The sequence below is a fragment of the Bacillus cereus group sp. MYBK245-2 genome (genome assembly GCF_051916145.1).
GTDB classification, from domain to species: Bacteria; Bacillota; Bacilli; order Bacillales; family Bacillaceae_G; genus Bacillus_A; species Bacillus_A pacificus.
In genome coordinates this window covers 1-21,749 of sequence record NZ_JBQAGB010000013.1, presented here as the reverse complement: position 1 = coordinate 21,749, position 21,749 = coordinate 1, and the positions used below count along the sequence as shown (strand labels likewise).

Here is a 21,749-nt window from a genome sequence, read left to right as displayed (position 1 = left end):
AAGCGTTTTCGCGAATGATATCTTTATATTTGGATTAAATAGTATTAATTACAATACATACCTTGAAAACATGTAGAAAAGAGGTGAATAAGGTTAAAAAGATTTTAATTATTATACTAACAGTACTAGTTTTGTGTAGTTCACTTTTTTATTTTGTTTTTTATAGTGAGTCTACGTTATCAAAAACAAAATCTAACATTCCCTACAAAAAAGAAGAACAATCTGTAACTTGGGGAAGAAAGGCTGTAATAGAAGATAGATTTACTGGTATTCAAAATAAAATCAAGGTTGCTATTTTGGATAATGGTATATATAAAGAACATGAAGATTTAAAAGGTAAAGTTGTAAAAGAATTCAATACTATTAATTTAAATAATCCTATTATTGATGAAACTGGCCATGGAACTGCTATTGCTGGAATCATAGCTGCTGAAAATAATAATTTGGGAATTTTAGGTGTAATGCCAAACATTCAACTCTATGACGTCAAAGTCCTTGATAAGCAAGGTAAAGGCGATGTTGACCATCTTATTAAAGGTATACGTTGGTGTATAGAACAACGAGTTAATATATTAAACATTAGCTTTGGGTTACAATCTGAAAGTCCTGAATTAAAAAAAGCAATAGATGAAGCAGTAGATTCTGGAATTATTGTAGTAGCTGCTGCCGGTAATACTTATGGATTGGGTGTAGACTATCCCGCTAAGTATGAAAATGTTATATCTATATCATCAGTAAATAAAGAATTTAAACGTGCTAGCTCATCTGCCAAAGGAAAAATAGATTTTGCAGCTCCTGGAGTTGATATATTGTCAACTAATCAAGATGGAGGGTATTCCACATATAGTGGAACATCGTTTGCAACTGCATTTGCAACTGGTGTTATAGCTGCATTATTAGCTGAGGGCGATAATACGCTTAACTTGGACCAAATTAAAAAAATTTTAATTGAGCGTTCAATAGATCTAGGAAGTACGGGTTATGATAATGAATTTGGCTATGGTTTAATACAAAAATGACTAGGAGTGACTAAAGATGCAAAAATTATTAATAAAAATAATGATATTGACTTTATTTATTACTTTAATTCCTAATTTAGGGATTATTGTTCATGAAGCTAATGCTGCAACACAAGAAACAGACCTAATTGATCAAAATGTAGAACAACAAGTTGATAGTAGCGTTTCAGAAGGGTTGAACGTTGAGGTTGTTACAGATAATAGTGCAGAAATTATAGTAGAAAGTGCAGTAAATGCTGAAGATTTTACCGCATCAACGGATGTTTCTTTAGATAAAGAAACAGGTGATATTCAGGTTAATGGAAACTTTATTGATGAAAATGGAGAAGAAATAAAAGTAAATTTTGATGTTGAAGTCATTGAATCAAATGAAGAAGTATTCATCGCCAACTTTAGAGATCAAAAAACTGGTAAAATATATGAGTATGATACAACAAAACTTCAAGCTTCTGTAATACCAGCCGTTCCAGTGGTATTAGCTTTAGTAGCCAGAGCAGGTATCCAAGCTGCTATAAAAAAATGGGGAAAAACTGCTTTAAGACAAGTTTCTAAGCAACTAACAAAATCAAATAGTCCAGTGTGGAAAGGTCTATCATCACATAAAGGAAAAACAAAAACTAGTGGTAAAGGTTCAAAAAAGAAATACTATGAATGGGATCATACTCATAACGACATTGAGGTTTATGATAGTAAAGGTAAGCATCTAGGAAGTATGGATCCACTTACTGGTGACATGATAAAAGGTCCTGTTAAAGGTAGATCTATAAAAATATAATAGTTTGAACAGAGGTGTATTATTTCTTGAAAAAAATTAGAGGTTGGAAAAGAAGAGTAAGAAAGCTGAATGAATGGAAAGTAGAGAATAGTCAATTTGATAATAAATTTTTAGAGGTTAACCATTTTGATTATGTAAAAACTTTTAATTATCTAGATACACAGGATTTACCAATTTGGTATAAAAAGAAAGTGATTTGTGCATTAGTTGAAGTTTTTCAAAGTTGGAAGTCGACCGCCGAATCTAAGTTTGATCACTTTTATTTAAGATTACAGATAAATGGAAATGATTTATTAGATTCTCAGCTAATTATAGCTTTAGATGAACAAATAGTAGAGTATAAAAATAAATTCGTCGAATATCAAACTCAATTGGAAAAGCCGTTATTTTTAAATAACATTGCTCTCAACTGGCAGGCATATCATTTAGTTTCTATTTGGCTAGAAGATGAAATAAATACTCTATCTGCAACAGAAAAAGAATTATTATTAAATAATTTACTAGAGGTCCGAAAGGTTACCTCCTACGAAGATGAAACTTCTAATGAATATTTAATTAAGGACAGTGTCATTTGGGTATCTGATTACGAGAATATTAAATAGAATAAGTATAAAAAGTAAATAACTTCTAGAACATGGGTTTAGTACAGTACTAAACTCATGTTTTTGATTCTAGTTAAATTTATATTCCATGTTTGAAACATTGCATTGCCACTTTATTACTTGGTGATTCCTCTTTAATTTCTTAATAAATATTCAGAGTTATATTGTTATCCCCATAGCAAAGTATCATTTCATACTGCCATGGAGCATTCCTCCTTTTTTATTAGATAGAAAAAGAGAGTCCCTATCTAATAGGCACTCTCTTTTATGTATATCCTCTATTTTTAATCAACTGTGATTTCATGTATATTCAACTTGTTTAACTTTTCCATATAAAAACTCATTACTTTTTGAGCATGTTGTATAGCGATTAATCCATCTTGAACAGTAAGTGCTTCAAAATACGGATAACGAATGTCTGTAGCATAACCATTCAGCTGCACACATTGTTCTAAAATCAATGAGAACTCCTCATCTAATCTACAACAAGATTTGTGCAGCATTAAAAGGTTATGAGTTTTTGGGACTATTCTACCATTTAGTGCAAGAAATCCTTTTAGAAGTTTTTCCACACATTGTTGACTATGATAACAAATAATTGCAGTAGGGAAAGGTTTCATGTGAGTTAAGTAACCAGCAGAATCTAAATCAGATTTTGCAATGAATACCCATTCTTTTAGATCCTCAGTATTTCTCATATAGGACCTTCCCTTCTAGTGCAATCTTATGTTCCATAGTTACGGTACGGTTAGCACGTTCTTGAAACTCTTCTGGCCCATACACTAAAATATCAACTGGTGTTTCCATAACATCATAAATACCCCAATTGATACGATTAATGACTTCTCTTTTTCTTTCTCCGACACCTTCCACAACAATACAGAGATCAAAATCACTGTCTTCATTTGGTGTGCCATATGCATGAGAGCCAAAAAGGATGATTTTTTGGACAGAAGATACAGTTTCACGAATCTTTTGCACCAATAGGTCCAATTCCCTTTGTACTTCTTCGTTAATCCGAATCACTCCTCGGATAAAGTAATTATATTGACGTTTAAGTATATTATACATGTGTTCCTCTTCTCCTTGCTATTACATATTTATTTTTATATTTTTCTCTTGTTTCCCAACGTTCTGCAATGCTTGATAACATTCGTATATCTGCTTGAAATCTTGTAAAAATCCATCGTCAGAGATACTATGAAATCCTTTAAAGTTCTTTCTACACCAATATAAAATGCTAGATTCATCCTTCGCTAAAAAAGAATCCGGATTGAAATGAATCAAAGCCCCTGCTAAACAAGCCAGAAGCAATGGTATCATTTCGGAATCTTGCTTTGATAAATCAAGTACAGATACAACGGTATACTGTTTATATTGGTAGTATTGTAGAACACCATTACACATGTTTGTTGGTGTTAAACTGTGTTGTAATTGAGTGGAATCTAATTGATACACTCTCATCTTGTCCCCTCCTATATCATTACTTCTCAATTGGTGCAGCTTTCATAAAAGCCTTTTGAGCTTGGAAAATGATATAGTGATTCGATACGGTACCTTCATCAAAGAGTTCGTTAACGAATTGGGCAACAGTCATGGCAGCGAACTTATTGGTAATAACGCGCTGTGGTTCTGAAGCAGCTAATTCGGAACAACTTAATTGACTTGGAGCCGTTTCTTTTTTCGTAAAAGCATCCGGAAATAAATCGCCAAGCGGTGAAAGAATGACCTCGCCATTCAATTTAACTCCACATACTGCTTGTCCGTTATAACCACTGTTTTTATAATCAGCTATTTGTTGAGGTGTCCAATGTCTTTTATTTACTTCTCTCCAATTATCAGGAACGGTTACAGCTGTATTCCCTACATCGATGTAAAGAAGATTATCCGATTGATGGAAGAATTGATGAAAGACCTCACGAGAAAACATATTATCTACTGCCCCAATTACAATTGGCAGATACAAGTAGTCGTCTTTATGTTGTTTTTTTAATAAATCATATTTATTACCAAACAACTGCTGCATTGTTTCTATGTCTTCTATGTACTGTGACGTAAAGGAAGAGATAGGAACGTTATAGCCAGCTTTATATCGACGAGCCAGTACTTGTGCTTTGTATTTACCAACATCAGGTCGAATAAAGAGTTGATTTCCAAGGTTTTTTTCTTCAACCGTGTCTGGATCTGCAACTACAATTTCGCCATCCAATTGAAAAATACTCATCATTTGAGCAATATGTTGTAAAATTAATCCTCCGTTTCCTCCAGCACCTACTAATACAATATGTGGTACAATCTTCTTTCCTTCTGCAATATCAATAACAATACTCATTTTTATAGCCCCCTATTTTCTTTTGATTGTGTATTCTCTAAATTTCGTAGAAATGGAATCGATAAATTTGTAATCCTATGCACGGTATACAAGTCAAATGAATGCATCAATAGTATCGGTGCAGCATAAATGACTCCTTCCTCTGTCCTTCTAATGCTTTATATATGTGATTCATCTCTAACTTGCACATAAATTGAAATAGCTTATAGTCATCATGCGATTCCTCTATTGCATGTTTATTCTTTGTAAGAACTAACATGTAGTGCTTTATCTTTGTAAACATTGAGCCGTGAATTGTTTTTAATGTTGTCATAATAAAGAAAGAGACATAAAATATGTCTCTTTTACGCCCCCTTGTGTATCTATTTTAAAAGTGTGATCCTACTTAAATCGTAATTTTGGCTTATCCCTTTCGTTGCATATTCTCCTGCAAATATAAAGTTAGGGTTAATAGAATGAAATTCCCCATTTACACAAGTGCGTACAAGTAGTTCAGGGAAAACATCCTCTATTCTGCCAACAATTGCATAAAGAATAGGAGCCCGTTCACTTTGATCATCTAAATCACTTGGTTCAGCAGAGAAACGATGATGACTATGTATCTCCATAATTTTCATAGCGATAGACTGCATCTCTATATTCGTTTCAGGGATTACAATTTCAGTTGCTACCTGCTGGCGTGGAAAGTCCATAAAATAACCACGCTCTGTATTGAAATAGATATCAGCATGTAATTCGCAATCACGTTTACGAGAAATGGCCTGTGCAATAATGATAAAGTCCATTAATAAGATCCTCGGAATAAAATCCCCAGGTAAAAAATGCTTACGCCAAGCACCAAAAGAAAAAGGACAATCTGAAATAGATTGTCCCTCTACAGTACTTGCTCCTTTTGCGCCGACAGTTAAAATCGGAAGTAGTGCATTTGTATCCTCATCAAATTTAATGACAGTTAAGCCTTTAACAAATGAGGGATAACGATGCTCTAATTTTACGCGGATGTCCTCTGCTTCTATTTTTCTTACATCTGTTGAATCTCCATTTTGAACAGCGATTCCATGTGTAATTTCTTCTTCTGTAAACCAATCTACTAACGGTATATCTCCAAATACTACGTGACGAACAACCGTTGTTGTATTGATTTTATCTAGACAATCTGTAGATTTTGTAGCCTTAACTTTCTTACTACTCTTTGTCTTATCTTTTGTTTTTTCCTTTTTTTCTTCCTTTTTAGCAGTGGCTTGCTCTGAAGCAGCTTTTTTCACTGGTACTGTTGTTTCCTCTACTTGTTTTTCCATATCAAAAAAATCGAATAAGTTAGTCATATTAAAAATCCTCCTAGTATGTTTTCTTGTATATAATCCCGCTATTTATTAAAAAGTAATTTCTGATTCTATTAGAATAGAATCATCAAAACTTTGGTTTTCAAATCGTTTAAATAACTCTCCTACTGGTTCCGTGTGAGTATGTGTAAGGTCATGGTTGAATGAACTTGCAAAGAATAAAACATGAAATGTTTCTAAATCTTTTAAAGTCCGGAATTCAGGTATCACAACTCTACCCGTACATACAGATCCACTAGGATGAACATTAGAATATGGAAATTGATATAATTTCATTCCTTCTTCTAACTCCATATCTTCTTTTACAGCAAAGACAGAGATATTCGTAACTCGTTTTTGGTACACCGTATAACGAAATAATAGACGTGGAAAGCCTACTTGTTGAAACGGTCGTTCAAAAAAATGAATATCCCACTGAGCCTTTGGTACTTCAATCCAAACAGCTTGTTTATCTCCACTCTTAGATAACACCTCGTGTTTTATACAACCTTTTGGGAGTACGCCACTAGAGTAATGAGTATTATCTTGTGTACCCTGCTCCATAACTTCTTTTAAAGCTAAATAAAAGTCCTTAAAAGTAACGGCAGTTTCTCCACGTGATAATTCGTTGTTAAATTGCTGTATGGTTACAATTCCTTTTGGCTCTAAAGCATCAAATATTGCTACTGTCTTCATTTGTTGTTTCCCCCTGCGTATAGATTGCTTCCAATAAATCTAGTAACATTTCAAATTTATATGGCCCGTATAATGGTTCCTCGCCATAATAGAGATAAAGAGATTCCTCATTAATTTGGTAAGAATACCTTACTGGATAACAATCTAGTAATATTGAAATTTTTTCTTTATGCTTTGGTGATATGCCATCTATCGTTTCAGCTATAGCACCCCATGTGTCCTCTGCAGCTTCCTGTATTTCCTTTAATGGTATGTCGAATAATGTGGAGAGCTTTTCATGCTCTTCTTCATCAATTGGAAAAGCTTCTAAGCCCATATCTTCGATCATGTCCGTACCCAATTCTTTAAATCCTTCTTCATGGTCTAATTCATAGATATTCTCTCGCTCTAAATACGATGGAGAATACTGTGTTACATCAATCGAAAGCGCATGCAGCCTTTTAAAGTAATGTAAGAAATGAAATTGACATGAATAAAATTTAGATAGATTTATGTTTAATAGGTTCATGGAAAGTAAGAAGATTACAATCGTATCTGTTGTTTCTATGTCCTCCCACCTTAGTGATTGGTTTTCATCTAGAAAATCCACACAAGTTAGGATTTTACCAATTGCCCCATGAGAGATTTTGTTGAAATCTATCTCTATATCTTTAGAAAGGCTTTCTAATATATATATTTCCTCTTGATATCTTTGTTTAATTTGTTCCCAACATACAATGCTATAAGTTTTGTTTAACTTAAGTGATAGTAAGTAGTTTGACATCGCTACATTAGATGCATAGCTAAATAATTTCTTCATTTTTAGGCCCTCTGTACTAACTTGCTATATTTTTTGTTAACTGTATCTCTTCAAAGATACGAAGTAACATCTCAATTCGTTTAATTGCTGGAAAATATGTATCATCATCATAGAAAAGGTAAAGTTTTTCCTCTTCAGCTTGGTAAAGCATACGTATATCAAACTGATTCTGGATTGAATGAAAGAAACTTTGATCCTCTATCTTGATATTAGAGAACATTTCACCAATTGGACTCCATGCATTCTCGATAATGCGGTTTAATTCATCCATGGGTATATGAAATAGATTCGAATATATGATTAGAGTATCTTTATCGTCGCTATCTACCTCTTCATGATGTAATTTCATATCTTGAATTAAGTCATCCCCCCAGCTTTTAAATGAATCCTCACAATCGTATTCTTCGAAATTATCTTGTTCTAAATAATTGGGGTAATAATCTTTTACGGGAATTCCTAATCTATACATACGCATAAATATCTCCATAAGATACAATTGCGATGTATAGAAGCAGGAAAGATCAGTATCTAAAGATTTTTCCGCAATCATGATTATTTCAAGTAAAGTTTTCGAATCTAAATTAATAGGGAAATTGGAGTCCTCTTCTAAATAAGAAACGGCAGCCATTACTTGTTGAATGGCTCGTTCCGAAATCTTGCTGAAGTCTATTTCTCTTGAGTGCTCTAAACAATCTAATATGTAGATTTCTTCTTCATGTTTCTTATCTGCAAGTAATTCATGTAGTAAGTGAGCATTCTTTTGTATTTTTAACGAAAGTAGATACCTTCTTACTTTCTGCTGATTGTATGTAAATAATAATTTCATACCTGGTTCCCCTTCGTCTTTTCTCGAATCATTGCCGCAAGACGGATTATAATTTCATAATAAGAAAGTACCCATTCATCAAATGAGTACTGTTCATAACCATCCTCTAGAAATTCAATCAAAATATGACTGGGATACGCTTCACTTTGATAGGTGTTAAACGAAAATTCATGTAACACGAATTGAAAATCAGATTGTGTTATATGTTCCGATCCTATACATAAATAGTAACCAGCTGTATCGAAGTAACATCCTTCCGCAGCCATAGAACTAATATCCGAAGCGAAATTCGAATACATGTCTTCTGAGCTAAATAACGTCCCATCTAACAGGTCTTCTTCAGTTCCAAAGGCAAAGTGACAAAATATACTTGTTTGCTCGTTAAAACGCGCAAGCGACTCGAATAATAGTTCACTTGTGATATGCAACTTGTCCCTGTGAAAATCATTGATATTGATTAAGAATGGGATGTTATATTTACGAATTAATTTTTGTATGCGTAGTATCCGAATGTATACTTTCATCTCATTTCCTTGATTAAATAAATATCTCATCTTCTAGCCCTTGCTTTTCTACATCTTCTAGTTGTTCAGTGAAAAGATGTAAATGTAGCATTTCTTTTAATTCACAATCTGGACCATTTATACGAAATGAATTACCACTATAAAACGTGACATAATGACGTAGCTGTTCAAATTGCTTTTCAAATTCATCTATATGTTCTAATGGTATGTTTTCTAAATCAGGCATTTCGTTTGCAATAAATCCATTTATAATCGATTCAAAGGATTGACGAAGTTCTTGATTATTAGGAAGGACTTCTTTTGACTGTAAAAAGTCAAAGAAGTCACTGTGATTCATACTCATTTGGATGCCCCCTTACACGCGAACCGGTAGAATTAACTGCAGATTAGAGTGAGTTGTATCCTCTGCTCCCACTACAACGATAGGTCTCTGATTACTAATCATTTTTATCGCGATTGTTTCAGAAGTTATCGTTTGTAGTGCTTGCAGCAGATATTCCACATTACAAGCCAATGTAAATGCTTCTACTTGATTACATGGAATTTCTACACTTGCAGTACCTACTTGAGAATTTTGTGGTTTAAGATGGATGCTTTCTTTTCCTTCTGACGTAAGTACGATTAAGGAAGAAAATGCTGAAAGCTGCTCCAACGTGTTTTTAAATTCTTCACGTGATAGTTGTATTTCACTTTTAAATTCGCCGGGTACCATACGTGCCGTATCAGGATATGTACCAGCTAATAATCTAGACTGATAAATAATACTTTCGCCACGGATCAACAGCTGTGTATCACTAATTAGCTTTAATTGTAAATTTGTTTCACGATTAAAGAGCTTAAGAGCTGTTTTAAGAGACTTAATCGGTAACACGACTCCACCATCTTTTGCGATAGTGATCTTTGTACAATCAAAATGTAAACGGGCTAAACGGTGAGCATCAGTTGCTATACTAAAGAACTTATCATCAACTGATTTTAAGTTCACACCTGTTAGGATTTTACGTGTATCCATTGCAGGAATAGCATGTAATGTTCCGTTGGCCATTGATACAAATTGTTCTTGTGAAAGTGAAATCCAGTCTTCCCCTGCTTCAATTTTAATTTCAGGATATTCTTCGTGATCCATGGTACAAAAGCTAAATTGTTTCTTCTTACTTTCTACGATTTTTAGCTCATTGTTTTTATGTTCAAGACCGATGAATTCACTTTTGAATTTCTTAATTGTTTTAAGTACCGGAGCAGCTGCAAAAAGCACCTTCCCCGGTTCAGTACAATCCCCACTGTTTACGTTAAAGCGAGTTACTAATGTTACTGTTTCTGTACCGTCTGACCCCATTAGAATCATTCCCTTTGAATTACAATCCAATAAAACACCTTGTAATGCAGGCATTGGGTTTTTAACGTCTACAGTAGCACTAGCTTTCTCTAATTTTTCGATAAATAATGTACGGTTAATAGTAAATTGCATAATAAATCCCTCCAAAAAGTAATAAAAAAAGAACAGACCTCATATCCTGTTCATTCGTTTTCCTGCTATAAAACAAAGGTTTACGCGCTTTGTTGTTTTTTTAACTGTTCTATAAGTTGATGAATGGCTTCTGTATGATCATGAAGTAACCATTCTCTAAAGGACGTAACATCACCAGGAATAAGAGCTGATAACCACCGGTTAAGCTGTTTCTCATTTCCAGGACGAATATTCTTCGCTTCGTGAATCAACTGTAAACTAGTTAGCATTCCTTCTAAACCACCAATCGTCGTATCCTCAAAGGTTCTTGCTTGTGCGTTATAATTGTGATTATAGGCAAGTAGAATCTCCTTGGATGTAATACTTAATGGTTTTGCAAGCTCTTGTATGTTTTGAATTAATACTCCTAGACTTACTTGGCCATTCGATGGTTCCTTCTTTGAACTTCCTTGTTTATGTTTTTGTTGTAACATAGTAGGTGGTGTGAAATGGTACCCTTTCTTTTGATAAGAAACATAGATACTATTTGGACCATTGCTACGTGTAGAAAGTTCTACTTTTATAGGTTTTACATTATAATACCGATAGGTAAGCCAATTCTTCAGCATTACCTGTTAAGAGTGGCTTTTCCCCCGGTCCACACCGTACGTGAGACTTTCACCTCATACGGCGCTCCATCTAATAATCAAATAGCATGAATTTTGTTCCTGAATCGTTTCAGTTTATTAATTTCCTTATTATTCAAGATGCTGCTCATATCAACTTCATTGTGTATTGCCTTGTGAATTTCCTTATCTACACAGGCTAGATTTGGCAGCTTATTGACTTCTTCTAACGGGAGATTAGGATTAATGTGATGAACATGCAGGTTGTGCTTCCCAAGTGGGACTCCTGTAATTCTACATTTTCCTCTATCTCTGTTGAACGCATATCCTCTATTCATAAAGTACTCAAAATTGTATCGGGGTGAATTCACAAGTTTTTTCCTGACTTTCTCAAGGAGAGAGAGGCTTGTAATTTCATCTAGTCTGACACTGAACTCCTTTGTTCCCTTTCTTCGCTCGATTAATTTACGTCCCGAAGGAGAGTATGGAGTTTCATTTTGAACCTTTTGTTTATATAGGTTTTCGTTCATCTTGGTTAGGTTTAAATGCATAATGCCAATGTAGCCAACTTCGGTTTTAATAGCTAAAGTCTTTTGTGTCCGTTTAGGGTATTTGTCCGCAAGGTTAATACACTTGTTGATAGGATGTAAGACCCCACCACGCCTAGATAGAAGATTAAAAGTCTTTTTTCTTAACTTATAACCTTCTCTATCCATTATGGGAGATTCGGTGGCATATGAATAATAATTTATTAATCCTCTAACCTTTGAGTTATAGGCTAAGATTAGCTGTGCATTACTCAGTTTATCGTGGCTTAATCTTTTGCCGAGAGAAGTGAGTGTGGCTCTGAGTTCTTTTACTTTTCTTTTAATCTTCTTATCAGAAGGAGTTATTTGGCTGATATATCTTGTCTTTTTATCCTTCTTCTTTTTTCCTTTTACACCTTTTAAGACTACCTTGTATTTGAAGCCAAGAAATTCTATTGGCTTATGCCTGATGTTGGTTATTCTTGTTTTCTCTTCGGATAGTTCAAGTTTAAGTTCTTTCTGAAGAAAATTCTTGATAACAGTCTTCCATCTATAAGCATGGGATTTGTTATTAGTGACTAGAACCCAGTCATCAGCATATCTGATTAGATAGCCTGGCTTAAGGTTAGAAGATTTTAAACCTCGTAATTTATGATCGTGTTTCGAATACTCATGTCTGGTTGTAAATTCTTCAAATTGCTTGGCAACCCATTTGTCGAAGGAATGTAAGTATACATTTGCTAAGAGGGGGCTTAATATGCCACCTTGGGGTGTACCATTGTCATTTCTAATGATATTTTTGAAGATTCCAGCTTTGAGGAATTCCGTTATTAGGCACAATATTCGTCTATCTTTGATTCCCATGCTCCATAGTTTTTTTATAAGAATCCTATGGTTTACTTTGTCGAAGAATTGACGAATATCACCTTCTACGATCCAGTGATACCCAGTGTTATGAACAAGGACTTTTACTCTTTCCAACGCATGATAGGTAGTTCTTTCTGGTCGAAACCCAAAGCTGTATTTGAAGAATTGTGCTTCGAGTACAGGCTCTAAGACTTGCTTCATCATTTGTTGAATTATCCGGTCTTCTATGGTTGGAATACCGAGAGGTCGTTGTCCGCCATTAGCCTTTGGAATAAACACACGTTTTATTAGGTGCGCCTTGAAATTTGTGAGTCTACCACGAATTAACTCGATAAGTTTTTCTTCGGATAGTCTGAGGTAGTCTTGGATTGTTTTTCCGTCTACCCCTGGAGTCATGGAGCCTTTATTGCTTTTTAGCGAGTGTATCGCAGTGACAATATTAGGTTTTGACATCGCAATTTCAAGGAGAGATGTGTGTTTGATTCTCGTCTTTTTTTCCATATGCTCTTTTGTTTTTGAGTACAGCTTGTCTAATGTTCTCTTTAATTCTGTTTCTGATTCAAGAGTATTTTCTAGTTTTCGCACCAAATTGCATCACCTCTTTTGCTGAGATTTTGCTCTAAGGTTTAGTCGGTTACTGTTACACATTCCTAGAATAATTTTGCCTTTGCATGATTATTAGACTTGGGCCCTTCCCTCTAGTTATATTACATAACCTTCTTTGGTACTATGACCCTACTGCCATTGGTGTTAAGGAACTTCAGTATTGTATGTGTAATACCTTATATCCACGAACCGATAATTAACCATCGTATGACGTTCTCACCAACTTCAACTGTTCCACATGTTTTAGCCTTACATATAGCCTTAGGACTCACCTTTATGCCGTCAGTTACTAATGAACTAATCGTAATTTGATTCATTAGATGAATAGGGTATAGTCCCTATCCGCAGATTTGATATACCTTATTATCATTTCCACAACTGAAAAGGTATGGTTTTACCTCCTCCATATTTCTAAGGAACGGATAGTATCGACACGTACATTCAGTGATTCGCCAGAATCTATGATTCATTCTATCCATAGCTATTTTATGGCGTCCCGATTACTTTTCTTACCATGTTCCCTGAGGAATTTAGGTTCGATTTTCACCGCCTTCAACGGGCTCATAACAATGATAGGGTTCTCTATTATTGCTATCCGTAGTATTAGACCTTTTCAAGAGTTTACGATGTTCTTGCAAGACTTACTTCCGAGTCTTGATAGTCAAACATGCAGTTAGAACATTTTATAGTTCCCTCGCTTTTATATAGTGTGTTTCCACAACTTTTTGTGCGAGAACAGTTCACACAAGGTATCTTCCCACGCCCCAAAGTACAGCAGCTCTTTTTAAACTATTCGAAAAGCCACCTTTTACAGAACTGTAGTCAGATTCTTCACTTCCATCCTCTTTTGATATCCAACGTTCATTCAAAAACACTGATATGGTACATTTCGTTGCCTTCTCACCCCATTTTTCATAAGACACTTGCCATTTATCAATACCAAAGACTTCATCAAATCGGTCCTGAATGGCGCGTGCGTCAACAAATGGAGCTACATACGCAAAAAAACGACCTTGGCTTTCAAATGTATGTGTAATTTTCCAACCTAATTGTTCGAACGGAAATTCAGCTTGTAAACTTTCCATTATATTCGTCATAATAATCCTCCTGTATTACTTGTTATTTCGAATCTGGGTGTTACCACTCTTTCTTTCGAAGTTCATCAATCATTTCACATATAATTCCTCTGTTTTCATGAAGCAGCCAATCCTCATAGGAAGTAATATCTTTTCCTGACTGAATGGATAGACGCTTATTCAAATCCTCTATACTTTTACAACTGATATTCCTTGCTGCATAAATGAGACTTAAACTTACTTTCAAATCTCTTAAATCAGAAATGGTAATATCCTTAAATGTCGTAGCTTTCGTATTGAAGTTTTGATTGTGCGCTTGCAACATTGATAAAGAACTGATCCATAAAGGATTAGCTAGTTCTTTAATTTCTTTAATAATGTCATGTAAATGAGCATCATTTTGTAATTTCCCTTGTGATTTTTCCATGGCTAAATTCATGATGTTTCCCCCTAATTAATAAAATAATTGCCTAAAGTGCTGGCTATACAATAACTCCAAACTTGAAGACAACACAAAAAGGGCTTCTTCAAGTCGATTAAAAATGTGCATAGCAAAATAAGCTATAAATACACTAATCGGCTCAAAGAAGCCCTTTCATAAATGAAACAAGACGCAACTTGCTTCTACAACTCAACCACAACACAAAAAAGGTGTGGGAATAAACGGAATCAATTAAATAATAAATATATCTGTATATTAAACTATCTTTATTTTTAATGCAAGTAAAAAAGAGTGAAACAACCGTATCACTCTTTCATCCATAGTATATTATTTGCTCCAAAACTCATTATAATACCAAGCTCGATAAGAAACATGTTCTGAAACATCCATTATTTTCATACGTCTTCTATGATTTTTAGGGTGAACAGGTATACTATATACCTTCGCATCGTCTGGTTTCATCATATCTTCTACTTCAATTTTTACAACTTTTAGATGGTATGGCATACGACCATTGCTAAAAATATCCCCTACACAAATTGTCCAAAGACTTGTTTCTATTTCAGTTACACTATTCATTTTATATTCTCCTCTATAAATTAATAAAAAAGACACTGAACAAATACGTCCAATGTCTTTTTTCCCTCTTATATACTAGTTAACTCAAAGTATAATTTTTCTGGTTTTCCATACATGTTAATTTCATTTTGATATACGACAGCTAATTGCTGAGACATCTCAATGCTTTCCACATAGGATAATGAAGCGGCTGCTTCTATTTTTTCTTTAATCTCATTAGGAATGGCTGAGTAAGATAAGCTATCCATTTTACTTCCTAATTTAGTATCTGTAGCAGCTTCATAATAAATTTCGGTAATTAGGACCTTATTATCATCTGGATCATACATATATCCTCGGTTAACTGTAATCATATTGTAGTGCTCCTCTCAGGTTTACATTTTCTAATTCCTTGTGCTTTTAGCATTGCAACAAGTTCCTTACCTATATATAAATCCCATATTTTCTATAGTTGCATTCCATTCTATATCTACTGTACTATGTCTCTTTTATGAAATGTTCTTAAAAACGGAGAGTTCAGAAATTCTTAACAAAAGTAGGATATGATAAACCCTTGGATTTGGTTGAAATTTCTTACCGCTTTTATTATTCGACATTCTCTAAATTAGCTTTTTTACAGTGTAATAGCATAGGCCCAGGAGCCTTTTTCAAACCTGAATGTATCAAGATCTTTATCTATACGATAGAAAACATTCGGTTCATGCTCTGAAACTACTGCAAAATACATATAGACTGTCCCTTTACCTAAATATTCGATTCTCTCAATTGACAAAGAGAACATATCCCTCATAAGTTGTTTACAATATAAAATCTCTCTTAATTCTTTTTCAACATTCATAATATATACCTACTTTATTAAATTTATGGTAGTAAATTTGCTATAACACATGGGAAATTTACAATCTTTTGACGATGATAGATTTCTTCTACGGTGTCATAGATTGCTATATGTCCATAATCTACCTTTACTCGCTCATGCAAATCTAATCGTTTTATATTAACGTACTCTACTTCACCATAATCACTTTGCGCTTCCATTAAATAAAATCCTACTGCTTCATATGGACTATTGGCTGCAATAAGTGCTATAGCTTGATTTTCCCCGTAACTAACCTTATAAAATTTCATTAATAGTTCCCCTCCCCAAATAGAAAAAAGCACCTTAAAATTGTGCTTTAGTCACTCTTATTATTCGTTTAGCCTAAATGGTCTAATACAAGTATTTCCTAACTTAAAGACAACACAAAAAGGGCTTCTTTAAGTCGATTAAAAATGTGCATAGCAAAATAAGCTATATATACACTAATCGGCTCAAAGAAGCCCTTTCACAAATGAAACAAGACGCAACTTGCTTCTACAACTCAACCACAACACAAAAAAGGTGTGGGAATAAACGGAATCAATTAAACAATAAATATAGTTATATATTAATCTATTTTTATATCATATTCAATTGTTTTAAGGGAACAAAAATAAGAAGGGAATTTATATATAGTTGTTTTATGTACTATATAATAATGCCCCTGTTTCAACGTTTATAAATCCCCTCTTATTTCAGTTCTTGTTGTTACTTCATGTACTGCATTTCAAAATAGAGTTTTTCTGGTTTTTGATTTTGGTCTAAATAACAAAGTATTTCTGGAATGGTTTGTTCTTCTACTTCCATACTTTCCATATAAGACATACTTTCGTTTTCTTGAACTTTTTTAAAAATGGAAGTAGGGAGTTTTTCTGCAGCAAACACACCCATTTTGCTTCCTAACTTTTGTTCGGATGCAGCGTTGTAGAAAATTTCGTTTACAATGACCTCATTATCATCTGGATCATACATGTACCCTCGTTGTATACGTAGCAATGTGTTACCCCTTTCAAATATATTCCTTTACACGAATGATTATATTTGTATATATTGTTTTTCTGCATAAAGGTGTCAAAGAATATTATTTCGTAAAATCCGTAATTTGTATAGGGGCAGATACAGGATAATTAATTTTCTTAAGTTGTTTTTAATGAGAAGATTGTTTGCAACCGATTTGAAATGGTAATTATGAAGTTTGTTTTTTTATATTTGTATATGTTAAAATAATGAATTAAAATAATATTTTATGTAAATATAGGAGGATTTATGAAATTATACAAAATTATTACTGCTATTATGTGTTTTGTAGTATTAGCAGCGTGTTCAGTATCTAAAGAAGAATATATTGAAGCAATAGCAAAGGTAGGACATGAATCTGGTGAAGAGATGGAGAAGGCGAGTGACAAATCTCTATCATTTAATGAGAGAAAAGAACATGCTGAAAAAGCTATTTCCCTCATTAATAAAATTCAAAAAATAAATGCTCCTTCTGAATTTAAAGAAGCACATGAAGACTATAAAAAATACTCTAAAATGTTAATTAATGAAATTAATAAAATGCCAGAATTAACTAGTAAATCAACCAATATGTTTGATAACACTAGCGAAAAAGATTTAGATGAAATGTCTAACTACTCAAATTCCTTCGAGGAAAAATTAGGTGAAAATGCACGAAACCAACTTCATGAAAAAAATAGAGATTATAGACGTATTACTAAAGAAGAATATATATCGATTGTCTCTAAGGAATTAAAAGCATTTCTTGCTTGCTTTAAAGATGATAAACCATTTGCGAAAGATAAAAAATCTGTACAAGCTCTTATGAGACAAGCCCAGGAGCATCTTGATAAAGTGTTAACTGCAATTCCGCCTAAAGAATTAGAAGAAGAAGAAAAAATATTTAGAAAAGCTGGGGCAAAATTATGGGAAGCTACAGATATACTTTATTTTGATCCTACTATGGAAGAAGAAGATACACTAGATAAGTTTAATAGTCTATATGACGAGGGTATACAGTTACATAATGAATTTATGGAAAAACTACTTAAAAAGGTTTAGCCTACATTACGAAATTCTAAAGCTTATATAAGAAAACTAGCCACCCCTTAAGAGTGCAGGGGTGGCTTAGTTTGTTATGAATAACTTTGTATTTAATTGTTTAATCTCCCCTTCTGCAAGGGGCTCATAAAATGCATGTTGCAATCCTTGTATGTGCAAGGTTTCTCCTATACATAACAATACTTTACCAGGAAGCAGGTCGAGTAATAGTTCATTATTAATTTTCTTTGCTTGGTTTTCAGTAGAAACATATATAACTAAGACTGTAGGATTGTTTCCTAAATCTTGCATAATAACATCTTTTCCTGACTCTACGAAATCTTTCCATCGAGCAATAATTCGTTTTAAACGATCCTTTTTATCTGTTAATAGGGAGGAGTATACAACGAAATTAAATTTATGATTTACTCCGCCTTGCACTGCAAAACTTAAAGGAGGGGTAAAAACCCCTTTACTAATAGATGGATGCATGATATGCCCTAAAAACGATGGAGCATAACGTAGATGGCAGATTAAATCTATATCGTGCCAATAACGTAGGTGAACATATTTACCGTGATTATCAATTCGTTCTGGAGCAAAGAAGAACATATTTCCCTGCCAGTATTTTAAAAATTTGTAACCATTGTCGGATAACGTATATGTTTCTTCAAAGATCTCCATATCAAAACTCTCCACTTGCCATTTTTCAATTAGACGGTAGTAAAGTAATCCTTGAAGTGCATCATTTATTTTCTTACGTGAATATTTATCCTTAAATAAATATAATAAATGATTAAATCGAACAGATGTATGAACACCAATGAAAGCAAGTACGGTATACTGTTCTTCTGTTAAACGCTGCTTAAACTTAACCAATTCGTCAAAAGAATGGAATACATAGGTTTTATCCAGTTCATGTATTCGATATATTTTAAGTCCCTGTACATCCTCACTTGATAAATGAGGAATAGAAGGGACATAAGTAGGCAATTGTTTCTCTATTGTACGCATAGTCATCCATTAAAATTGGAAAATTGACGAATTAGTTTTTTTACTTTGTCCCTGCGGATAATTTAGGATACGCACTGTACCTTTTCTATTTTTGGCGTCGATATTAAGCAGCTCACATGTAACAATCGTTTGATTTTTCGCATCTTCTACAGTTGGATTGGCAAGATTACGGCTCTTGAGTCCTTTAAACTGAATTCCTGGTGCAACCTCTACGAAAATACCCGCAATAGCGTCTACCCCTACAATTTTACCTACAAATCGGTCACGGCGTTTCTTTAGTTCTAACAATTTTTCAATTGGATCTGTTTCTAGTTTCTTTTTATTTCCTCTAAATTCATAACGGCCATTCTTTTCCCCTACTTTATCGATGATAAGTTCTACAACATCACCAATGACAATATCCTCCGGACGGACGAATGTATAGGACCAGTGTGAGTACCGTACACCTATTGTTACACCGTGTACTTCAACTAAGACTGTTTGTGCAGATGGGATATGTCCTGAAACGGTTCCTGTGTATACCTTGTTGCCCTCTTGCGCTGTCACTTCTTCATATAATCTTTTTTGAAGTGCCAATTCTCCTGCAGTGATAGATACAACAGCAAAGTTGCCTTCCTCCGTTTTTTGGAAGTGTTCAATGATTAAAGGCTTGGTTCTACCAACTAGCCATTGAGGATTTTTAGGAACATTTATACCTGCCTCTGTAATGGGGCAATATGCTGTTGTATGAGTACCAATTTGCATTGTAAGTACTTGTATACGCTCAGACTTTCCGTTTTTAGTTGGGAATAGCTTTTCAGATACGACTGTAATCAAGCCTTTTCCTACAGTACGCTCACGTTTCATACGGGCTAATTCCTCTAGTTCATGATCACGTACTCGCTCAAATTGATTAAAGTTTGTTTCTAGCACTGTGTCACCTTGTAGGTTCTCTGCTTCAAAAGCCATTCCAAGTTCTTCTACAGTTTGAGTGTTTGTCTTATCTTCTGCCATTATATTTTCCTCCTAGAACGTAAAAAAGGACACACCTGTACCGTTGGGATGGTACGTAAGGTGTGTCCTTCACGTAAATTATGGTTTATTTATATAGTTGTTAATACAAATATAATGGTATTTCTACTCAAATGCAAGAATAATTTTAAAATCATAAGTTTGCTATAGGTTAAATCAAAATCTAGAATGCAGCCTTACTAGGGGGACCGCTAGTATTTCGGAAAAAACACGCTAAGAGTATGCATAATTTTATACAATTTTTCGAGTAATTCAGTAACAAACGAGAACCCTAAAACCGCACCAAGATAGGAATGTATAAAAAATTGAATAGATCCATAGAACAAAAAAAAGCGGACTCCCTGTGAGAGTAAGGGCCCGCTTTTTTCCTCTCTACCAATAATGATGCGTTATGTTAACTGTACTTGTATACAATATACAAAACAAAAATACTTTTTTAGATGCAAACACATATAAGATATCTAAAGTTATAGATGAACAAAATGTACTATTGAAGAATATATAAAATATATATCAAATATATATCAAATATAGTACAAGCCTATTCATTACATCCTTAGTAAAAATAAAATTTTATGGCTTTTGGAGGAAAACATATGCCCAAAAAAGTTCTCTTGTTTACAGATTTGGGAATTGATGATGTGTTTGCTATTCTGTACACCTTTTTTCGTAAGGATATCCAACTTGTGGGGATTGTAGCGGATTATGGAAATGTATCGAGAGAGAATGCTATAAAAAATATTAACTATTTGAAGTATATTTCGGGAAGAAAAGAGATACCCGTATTTCTCGGTGCTTCTGTACCTTTAACAGGTATATTGGTTCAATATTTTCCTGAAGTACATGGAAAAGTAGGACTAGGACCTATCATTCCACCTGAAATCCCTTATCCAATTTATCCCATAAATGATATTTACAAAATTATAAACTCAAATTTAGACGATCTTACAATTATCAATTTGGGAAGACTTTCATCATTGGCTACGTCATTTATTTTGAATTTAGAAGCAATGCGGAATGTGAAAGAATACATTTGCATGGGTGGAGCCTTTTTTTACCCCGGAAACGTGACTGCTGTGGCTGAAGCTAACTTTTACGCAGACCCTTATGCAGCAAACTTAATTCTGCAGCATGCGAAGAATTTGACAATTATTCCATTAAACGTCACCCAACACGCGATTGTTACACCTGAAATGGTTCAACAAATTGATGCATTTCACCGGAATACACAAGACCTTGCAGGACTCATCATCAAACCTATGTTAGACTACTACTATAATTTCTACTCTAAATCGAATCCTGGCATAGGAGGAAGCCCTATGCATGATTTTGTAACAATATGGTATTTGTTGAATCCAGATGCAGTTCGTCTGTCAAAAGTGCCCATCAAAGTAATTCCCGATCAAGGAGAAGGATTTGGTCAAAGTATCGCAGACTTTCGTTTTGTGACAAATCCAGGTTATAAAACACATAATATCGCTTTTCAGTTCAATTATGAAAGATTTAAGAGAGATATTATGGAAACATTTTTAAGGAAAAGACTATAGCATATCCTAAGTAAAGATAAAAATACATATTTAAAAAAGAATTATTTATAGTTGGATGTATTGTAGTTGCTATGAGTTTACTAAAATAGAACTTCCTATATCGAGAATTATGGTGCGACAAGAAGTCGCATTCCCACAGGGTAGCTTCTGCTACTAGATTAGATGCAAAGTCTATCTCCATCCGAAACTGCGGACTTGGTAACGGGCTCGTGGGTT

At 34.0% G+C, this 21,749-nt stretch carries 26 protein-coding genes and 2 pseudogenes; 5 read left to right on the top strand and 23 right to left on the bottom strand.

What is annotated here, in order from left to right:
* Positions 1 to 83 precede the first annotated feature (83 nt).
* From ACTFRN_RS20190 to ACTFRN_RS20180, 3 genes are read left to right on the top strand one after another with little or no spacing between them, the layout of a single operon-like run.
* Positions 84 to 1,019 carry a S8 family peptidase gene (locus tag ACTFRN_RS20190; RefSeq protein ID WP_046647649.1) on the top strand — a complete coding sequence of 312 codons (936 nt, stop codon included), beginning with the start codon at positions 84 to 86 and terminating at the stop codon, positions 1,017 to 1,019.
* A 16-nt stretch (positions 1,020 to 1,035) separates the two neighbouring features.
* Positions 1,036 to 1,794: an SAR2788 family putative toxin gene (locus tag ACTFRN_RS20185; RefSeq protein WP_046647651.1), complete on the top strand. Its 759-nt coding sequence runs from the start codon at positions 1,036 to 1,038 to the stop codon at positions 1,792 to 1,794.
* A 26-nt stretch (positions 1,795 to 1,820) separates the two neighbouring features.
* The gene (locus ACTFRN_RS20180; RefSeq protein WP_046647653.1) at positions 1,821 to 2,396 is read left to right on the top strand and encodes a hypothetical protein; all 576 of its coding nucleotides are present in this window, start codon (positions 1,821 to 1,823) and stop codon (positions 2,394 to 2,396) included.
* A 284-nt stretch (positions 2,397 to 2,680) separates the two neighbouring features.
* Here ACTFRN_RS20180 and ACTFRN_RS20175 read toward each other — a convergent pair whose 3' ends face one another.
* From ACTFRN_RS20175 to ACTFRN_RS20075, 21 genes and pseudogenes are all read right to left on the bottom strand, one after another.
* Positions 2,681 to 3,094: a HEPN domain-containing protein gene (locus tag ACTFRN_RS20175; protein ID WP_046647655.1), complete on the bottom strand. Its 414-nt coding sequence runs from the start codon at positions 3,092 to 3,094 to the stop codon at positions 2,681 to 2,683.
* On the bottom strand, positions 3,081 to 3,467 hold the full coding sequence (locus ACTFRN_RS20170) for a nucleotidyltransferase domain-containing protein (RefSeq protein WP_046647657.1): 387 nt from the start codon (positions 3,465 to 3,467) through the stop codon (positions 3,081 to 3,083). Before ACTFRN_RS20170 ends, ACTFRN_RS20175 begins: the two co-directional genes overlap by 14 nt.
* A 21-nt stretch (positions 3,468 to 3,488) precedes the next feature.
* Positions 3,489 to 3,860, bottom strand: a complete 372-nt coding sequence (locus ACTFRN_RS20165) for a hypothetical protein (RefSeq protein WP_046647660.1) — start codon at positions 3,858 to 3,860, stop codon at positions 3,489 to 3,491.
* A gap of 19 nt (positions 3,861 to 3,879) precedes the next feature.
* Positions 3,880 to 4,728: a ThiF family adenylyltransferase gene (locus ACTFRN_RS20160; RefSeq protein ID WP_046647661.1), complete on the bottom strand. Its 849-nt coding sequence runs from the start codon at positions 4,726 to 4,728 to the stop codon at positions 3,880 to 3,882.
* Positions 4,729 to 4,730: 2 nt separating this feature from the next.
* A pseudogene (locus ACTFRN_RS20155) lies at positions 4,731 to 5,041 on the bottom strand (hypothetical protein).
* Positions 5,042 to 5,090: 49 nt separating this feature from the next.
* Positions 5,091 to 6,053: a hypothetical protein gene (locus ACTFRN_RS20150; protein WP_046647663.1), complete on the bottom strand. Its 963-nt coding sequence runs from the start codon at positions 6,051 to 6,053 to the stop codon at positions 5,091 to 5,093.
* 48 nt (positions 6,054 to 6,101) lie between these two features.
* Positions 6,102 to 6,746 carry a hypothetical protein gene (locus tag ACTFRN_RS20145; RefSeq protein ID WP_046647665.1) on the bottom strand — a complete coding sequence of 215 codons (645 nt, stop codon included), beginning with the start codon at positions 6,744 to 6,746 and terminating at the stop codon, positions 6,102 to 6,104.
* Positions 6,724 to 7,545 carry a hypothetical protein gene (locus ACTFRN_RS20140; RefSeq protein ID WP_046647667.1) on the bottom strand — a complete coding sequence of 274 codons (822 nt, stop codon included), beginning with the start codon at positions 7,543 to 7,545 and terminating at the stop codon, positions 6,724 to 6,726. The genes ACTFRN_RS20145 and ACTFRN_RS20140 overlap by 23 nt, the downstream gene beginning before the upstream one ends.
* A 16-nt stretch (positions 7,546 to 7,561) precedes the next feature.
* Positions 7,562 to 8,371, bottom strand: coding sequence for a hypothetical protein (locus ACTFRN_RS20135; protein WP_046647668.1), 810 nt, complete (start codon positions 8,369 to 8,371; stop codon positions 7,562 to 7,564).
* Complete coding sequence (locus ACTFRN_RS20130; protein WP_001269724.1) at positions 8,368 to 8,925, bottom strand: hypothetical protein; 558 nt, start codon at positions 8,923 to 8,925, stop codon at positions 8,368 to 8,370. Before ACTFRN_RS20130 ends, ACTFRN_RS20135 begins: the two co-directional genes overlap by 4 nt.
* The gene (locus tag ACTFRN_RS20125) at positions 8,909 to 9,238 is read right to left on the bottom strand and encodes a hypothetical protein (protein WP_000062338.1); all 330 of its coding nucleotides are present in this window, start codon (positions 9,236 to 9,238) and stop codon (positions 8,909 to 8,911) included. The genes ACTFRN_RS20130 and ACTFRN_RS20125 overlap by 17 nt, the downstream gene beginning before the upstream one ends.
* A gap of 12 nt (positions 9,239 to 9,250) precedes the next feature.
* Entirely contained in the window at positions 9,251 to 10,363 is a 1,113-nt protein-coding gene (gene dnaN / locus ACTFRN_RS20120) for a DNA polymerase III subunit beta (RefSeq protein ID WP_046647669.1), read from the bottom strand.
* Positions 10,364 to 10,443: 80 nt separating this feature from the next.
* A complete protein-coding gene (locus ACTFRN_RS20115) occupies positions 10,444 to 10,971 on the bottom strand; it encodes a hypothetical protein (RefSeq protein ID WP_046647670.1) in 528 nt (175 codons plus the stop codon).
* 77 nt (positions 10,972 to 11,048) lie between these two features.
* Positions 11,049 to 12,947, bottom strand: a complete 1,899-nt coding sequence (gene ltrA, locus ACTFRN_RS20110) for a group II intron reverse transcriptase/maturase (protein WP_002019929.1) — start codon at positions 12,945 to 12,947, stop codon at positions 11,049 to 11,051.
* A gap of 767 nt (positions 12,948 to 13,714) precedes the next feature.
* Positions 13,715 to 14,065: pseudogene (locus tag ACTFRN_RS20105) on the bottom strand (Rad52/Rad22 family DNA repair protein); the annotation flags it as partial.
* Positions 14,066 to 14,105: 40 nt separating this feature from the next.
* Positions 14,106 to 14,483, bottom strand: a complete 378-nt coding sequence (locus tag ACTFRN_RS20100; RefSeq protein ID WP_046647673.1) for a hypothetical protein — start codon at positions 14,481 to 14,483, stop codon at positions 14,106 to 14,108.
* A gap of 330 nt (positions 14,484 to 14,813) precedes the next feature.
* Positions 14,814 to 15,065 carry a hypothetical protein gene (locus ACTFRN_RS20095; protein WP_046647675.1) on the bottom strand — a complete coding sequence of 84 codons (252 nt, stop codon included), beginning with the start codon at positions 15,063 to 15,065 and terminating at the stop codon, positions 14,814 to 14,816.
* 68 nt (positions 15,066 to 15,133) lie between these two features.
* The gene (locus ACTFRN_RS20090) at positions 15,134 to 15,418 is read right to left on the bottom strand and encodes a hypothetical protein (protein WP_046647677.1); all 285 of its coding nucleotides are present in this window, start codon (positions 15,416 to 15,418) and stop codon (positions 15,134 to 15,136) included.
* Positions 15,419 to 15,678: 260 nt separating this feature from the next.
* Entirely contained in the window at positions 15,679 to 15,903 is a 225-nt protein-coding gene (locus ACTFRN_RS20085; protein WP_046647679.1) for a hypothetical protein, read from the bottom strand.
* A 23-nt stretch (positions 15,904 to 15,926) separates the two neighbouring features.
* Positions 15,927 to 16,193 (bottom strand): hypothetical protein, encoded by a 267-nt coding sequence (locus ACTFRN_RS20080; RefSeq protein WP_001996153.1) that lies wholly within the window; start codon positions 16,191 to 16,193, stop codon positions 15,927 to 15,929.
* Between the two features lie 439 nt (positions 16,194 to 16,632).
* Entirely contained in the window at positions 16,633 to 16,896 is a 264-nt protein-coding gene (locus ACTFRN_RS20075) for a hypothetical protein (protein ID WP_001996246.1), read from the bottom strand.
* A 294-nt stretch (positions 16,897 to 17,190) separates the two neighbouring features.
* On the opposite strand from ACTFRN_RS20075, the gene ACTFRN_RS20070 reads away from it, so the two are divergent.
* Positions 17,191 to 17,982 (top strand): hypothetical protein, encoded by a 792-nt coding sequence (locus ACTFRN_RS20070; protein WP_046647683.1) that lies wholly within the window; start codon positions 17,191 to 17,193, stop codon positions 17,980 to 17,982.
* 66 nt (positions 17,983 to 18,048) lie between these two features.
* Here the strand turns inward: ACTFRN_RS20070 and ACTFRN_RS20065 are convergent, their stop codons facing one another.
* Both ACTFRN_RS20065 and ACTFRN_RS20060 read right to left on the bottom strand, forming a co-directional pair.
* Entirely contained in the window at positions 18,049 to 18,975 is a 927-nt protein-coding gene (locus ACTFRN_RS20065; RefSeq protein ID WP_046647685.1) for a hypothetical protein, read from the bottom strand.
* 9 nt (positions 18,976 to 18,984) lie between these two features.
* On the bottom strand, positions 18,985 to 19,968 hold the full coding sequence (locus ACTFRN_RS20060; RefSeq protein WP_000796697.1) for a hypothetical protein: 984 nt from the start codon (positions 19,966 to 19,968) through the stop codon (positions 18,985 to 18,987).
* 614 nt (positions 19,969 to 20,582) lie between these two features.
* On the opposite strand from ACTFRN_RS20060, the gene ACTFRN_RS20055 reads away from it, so the two are divergent.
* Positions 20,583 to 21,533, top strand: coding sequence for a nucleoside hydrolase (locus ACTFRN_RS20055; protein ID WP_001125083.1), 951 nt, complete (start codon positions 20,583 to 20,585; stop codon positions 21,531 to 21,533).
* Positions 21,534 to 21,749 lie beyond the last annotated feature (216 nt).

Coding starts and splice junctions, on each gene's coding strand:
- ACTFRN_RS20185 (WP_046647651.1), top strand. CDS start 1,036: ATGCAAAAATTATTAATAAAAATAATGATATTGACTTTATTTATTACT.
- ACTFRN_RS20175 (WP_046647655.1), bottom strand. CDS start 3,094: ATGAGAAATACTGAGGATCTAAAAGAATGGGTATTCATTGCAAAATCT.
- ACTFRN_RS20170 (WP_046647657.1), bottom strand. CDS start 3,467: ATGTATAATATACTTAAACGTCAATATAATTACTTTATCCGAGGAGTG.
- ACTFRN_RS20165 (WP_046647660.1), bottom strand. CDS start 3,860: ATGAGAGTGTATCAATTAGATTCCACTCAATTACAACACAGTTTAACA.
- ACTFRN_RS20160 (WP_046647661.1), bottom strand. CDS start 4,728: ATGAGTATTGTTATTGATATTGCAGAAGGAAAGAAGATTGTACCACAT.
- ACTFRN_RS20150 (WP_046647663.1), bottom strand. CDS start 6,053: ATGACTAACTTATTCGATTTTTTTGATATGGAAAAACAAGTAGAGGAA.
- ACTFRN_RS20145 (WP_046647665.1), bottom strand. CDS start 6,746: ATGAAGACAGTAGCAATATTTGATGCTTTAGAGCCAAAAGGAATTGTA.
- ACTFRN_RS20140 (WP_046647667.1), bottom strand. CDS start 7,545: ATGAAGAAATTATTTAGCTATGCATCTAATGTAGCGATGTCAAACTAC.
- ACTFRN_RS20135 (WP_046647668.1), bottom strand. CDS start 8,371: ATGAAATTATTATTTACATACAATCAGCAGAAAGTAAGAAGGTATCTA.
- ACTFRN_RS20130 (WP_001269724.1), bottom strand. CDS start 8,925: ATGAGATATTTATTTAATCAAGGAAATGAGATGAAAGTATACATTCGG.
- ACTFRN_RS20125 (WP_000062338.1), bottom strand. CDS start 9,238: ATGAGTATGAATCACAGTGACTTCTTTGACTTTTTACAGTCAAAAGAA.
- dnaN (WP_046647669.1), bottom strand. CDS start 10,363: ATGCAATTTACTATTAACCGTACATTATTTATCGAAAAATTAGAGAAA.
- ACTFRN_RS20115 (WP_046647670.1), bottom strand. CDS start 10,971: ATGCTGAAGAATTGGCTTACCTATCGGTATTATAATGTAAAACCTATA.
- ACTFRN_RS20100 (WP_046647673.1), bottom strand. CDS start 14,483: ATGAATTTAGCCATGGAAAAATCACAAGGGAAATTACAAAATGATGCT.
- ACTFRN_RS20095 (WP_046647675.1), bottom strand. CDS start 15,065: ATGAATAGTGTAACTGAAATAGAAACAAGTCTTTGGACAATTTGTGTA.
- ACTFRN_RS20090 (WP_046647677.1), bottom strand. CDS start 15,418: ATGATTACAGTTAACCGAGGATATATGTATGATCCAGATGATAATAAG.
- ACTFRN_RS20085 (WP_046647679.1), bottom strand. CDS start 15,903: ATGAATGTTGAAAAAGAATTAAGAGAGATTTTATATTGTAAACAACTT.
- ACTFRN_RS20080 (WP_001996153.1), bottom strand. CDS start 16,193: ATGAAATTTTATAAGGTTAGTTACGGGGAAAATCAAGCTATAGCACTT.
- ACTFRN_RS20075 (WP_001996246.1), bottom strand. CDS start 16,896: ATGTATGATCCAGATGATAATGAGGTCATTGTAAACGAAATTTTCTAC.
- ACTFRN_RS20070 (WP_046647683.1), top strand. CDS start 17,191: ATGAAATTATACAAAATTATTACTGCTATTATGTGTTTTGTAGTATTA.
- ACTFRN_RS20065 (WP_046647685.1), bottom strand. CDS start 18,975: ATGCGTACAATAGAGAAACAATTGCCTACTTATGTCCCTTCTATTCCT.
- ACTFRN_RS20060 (WP_000796697.1), bottom strand. CDS start 19,968: ATGGCAGAAGATAAGACAAACACTCAAACTGTAGAAGAACTTGGAATG.
- ACTFRN_RS20055 (WP_001125083.1), top strand. CDS start 20,583: ATGCCCAAAAAAGTTCTCTTGTTTACAGATTTGGGAATTGATGATGTG.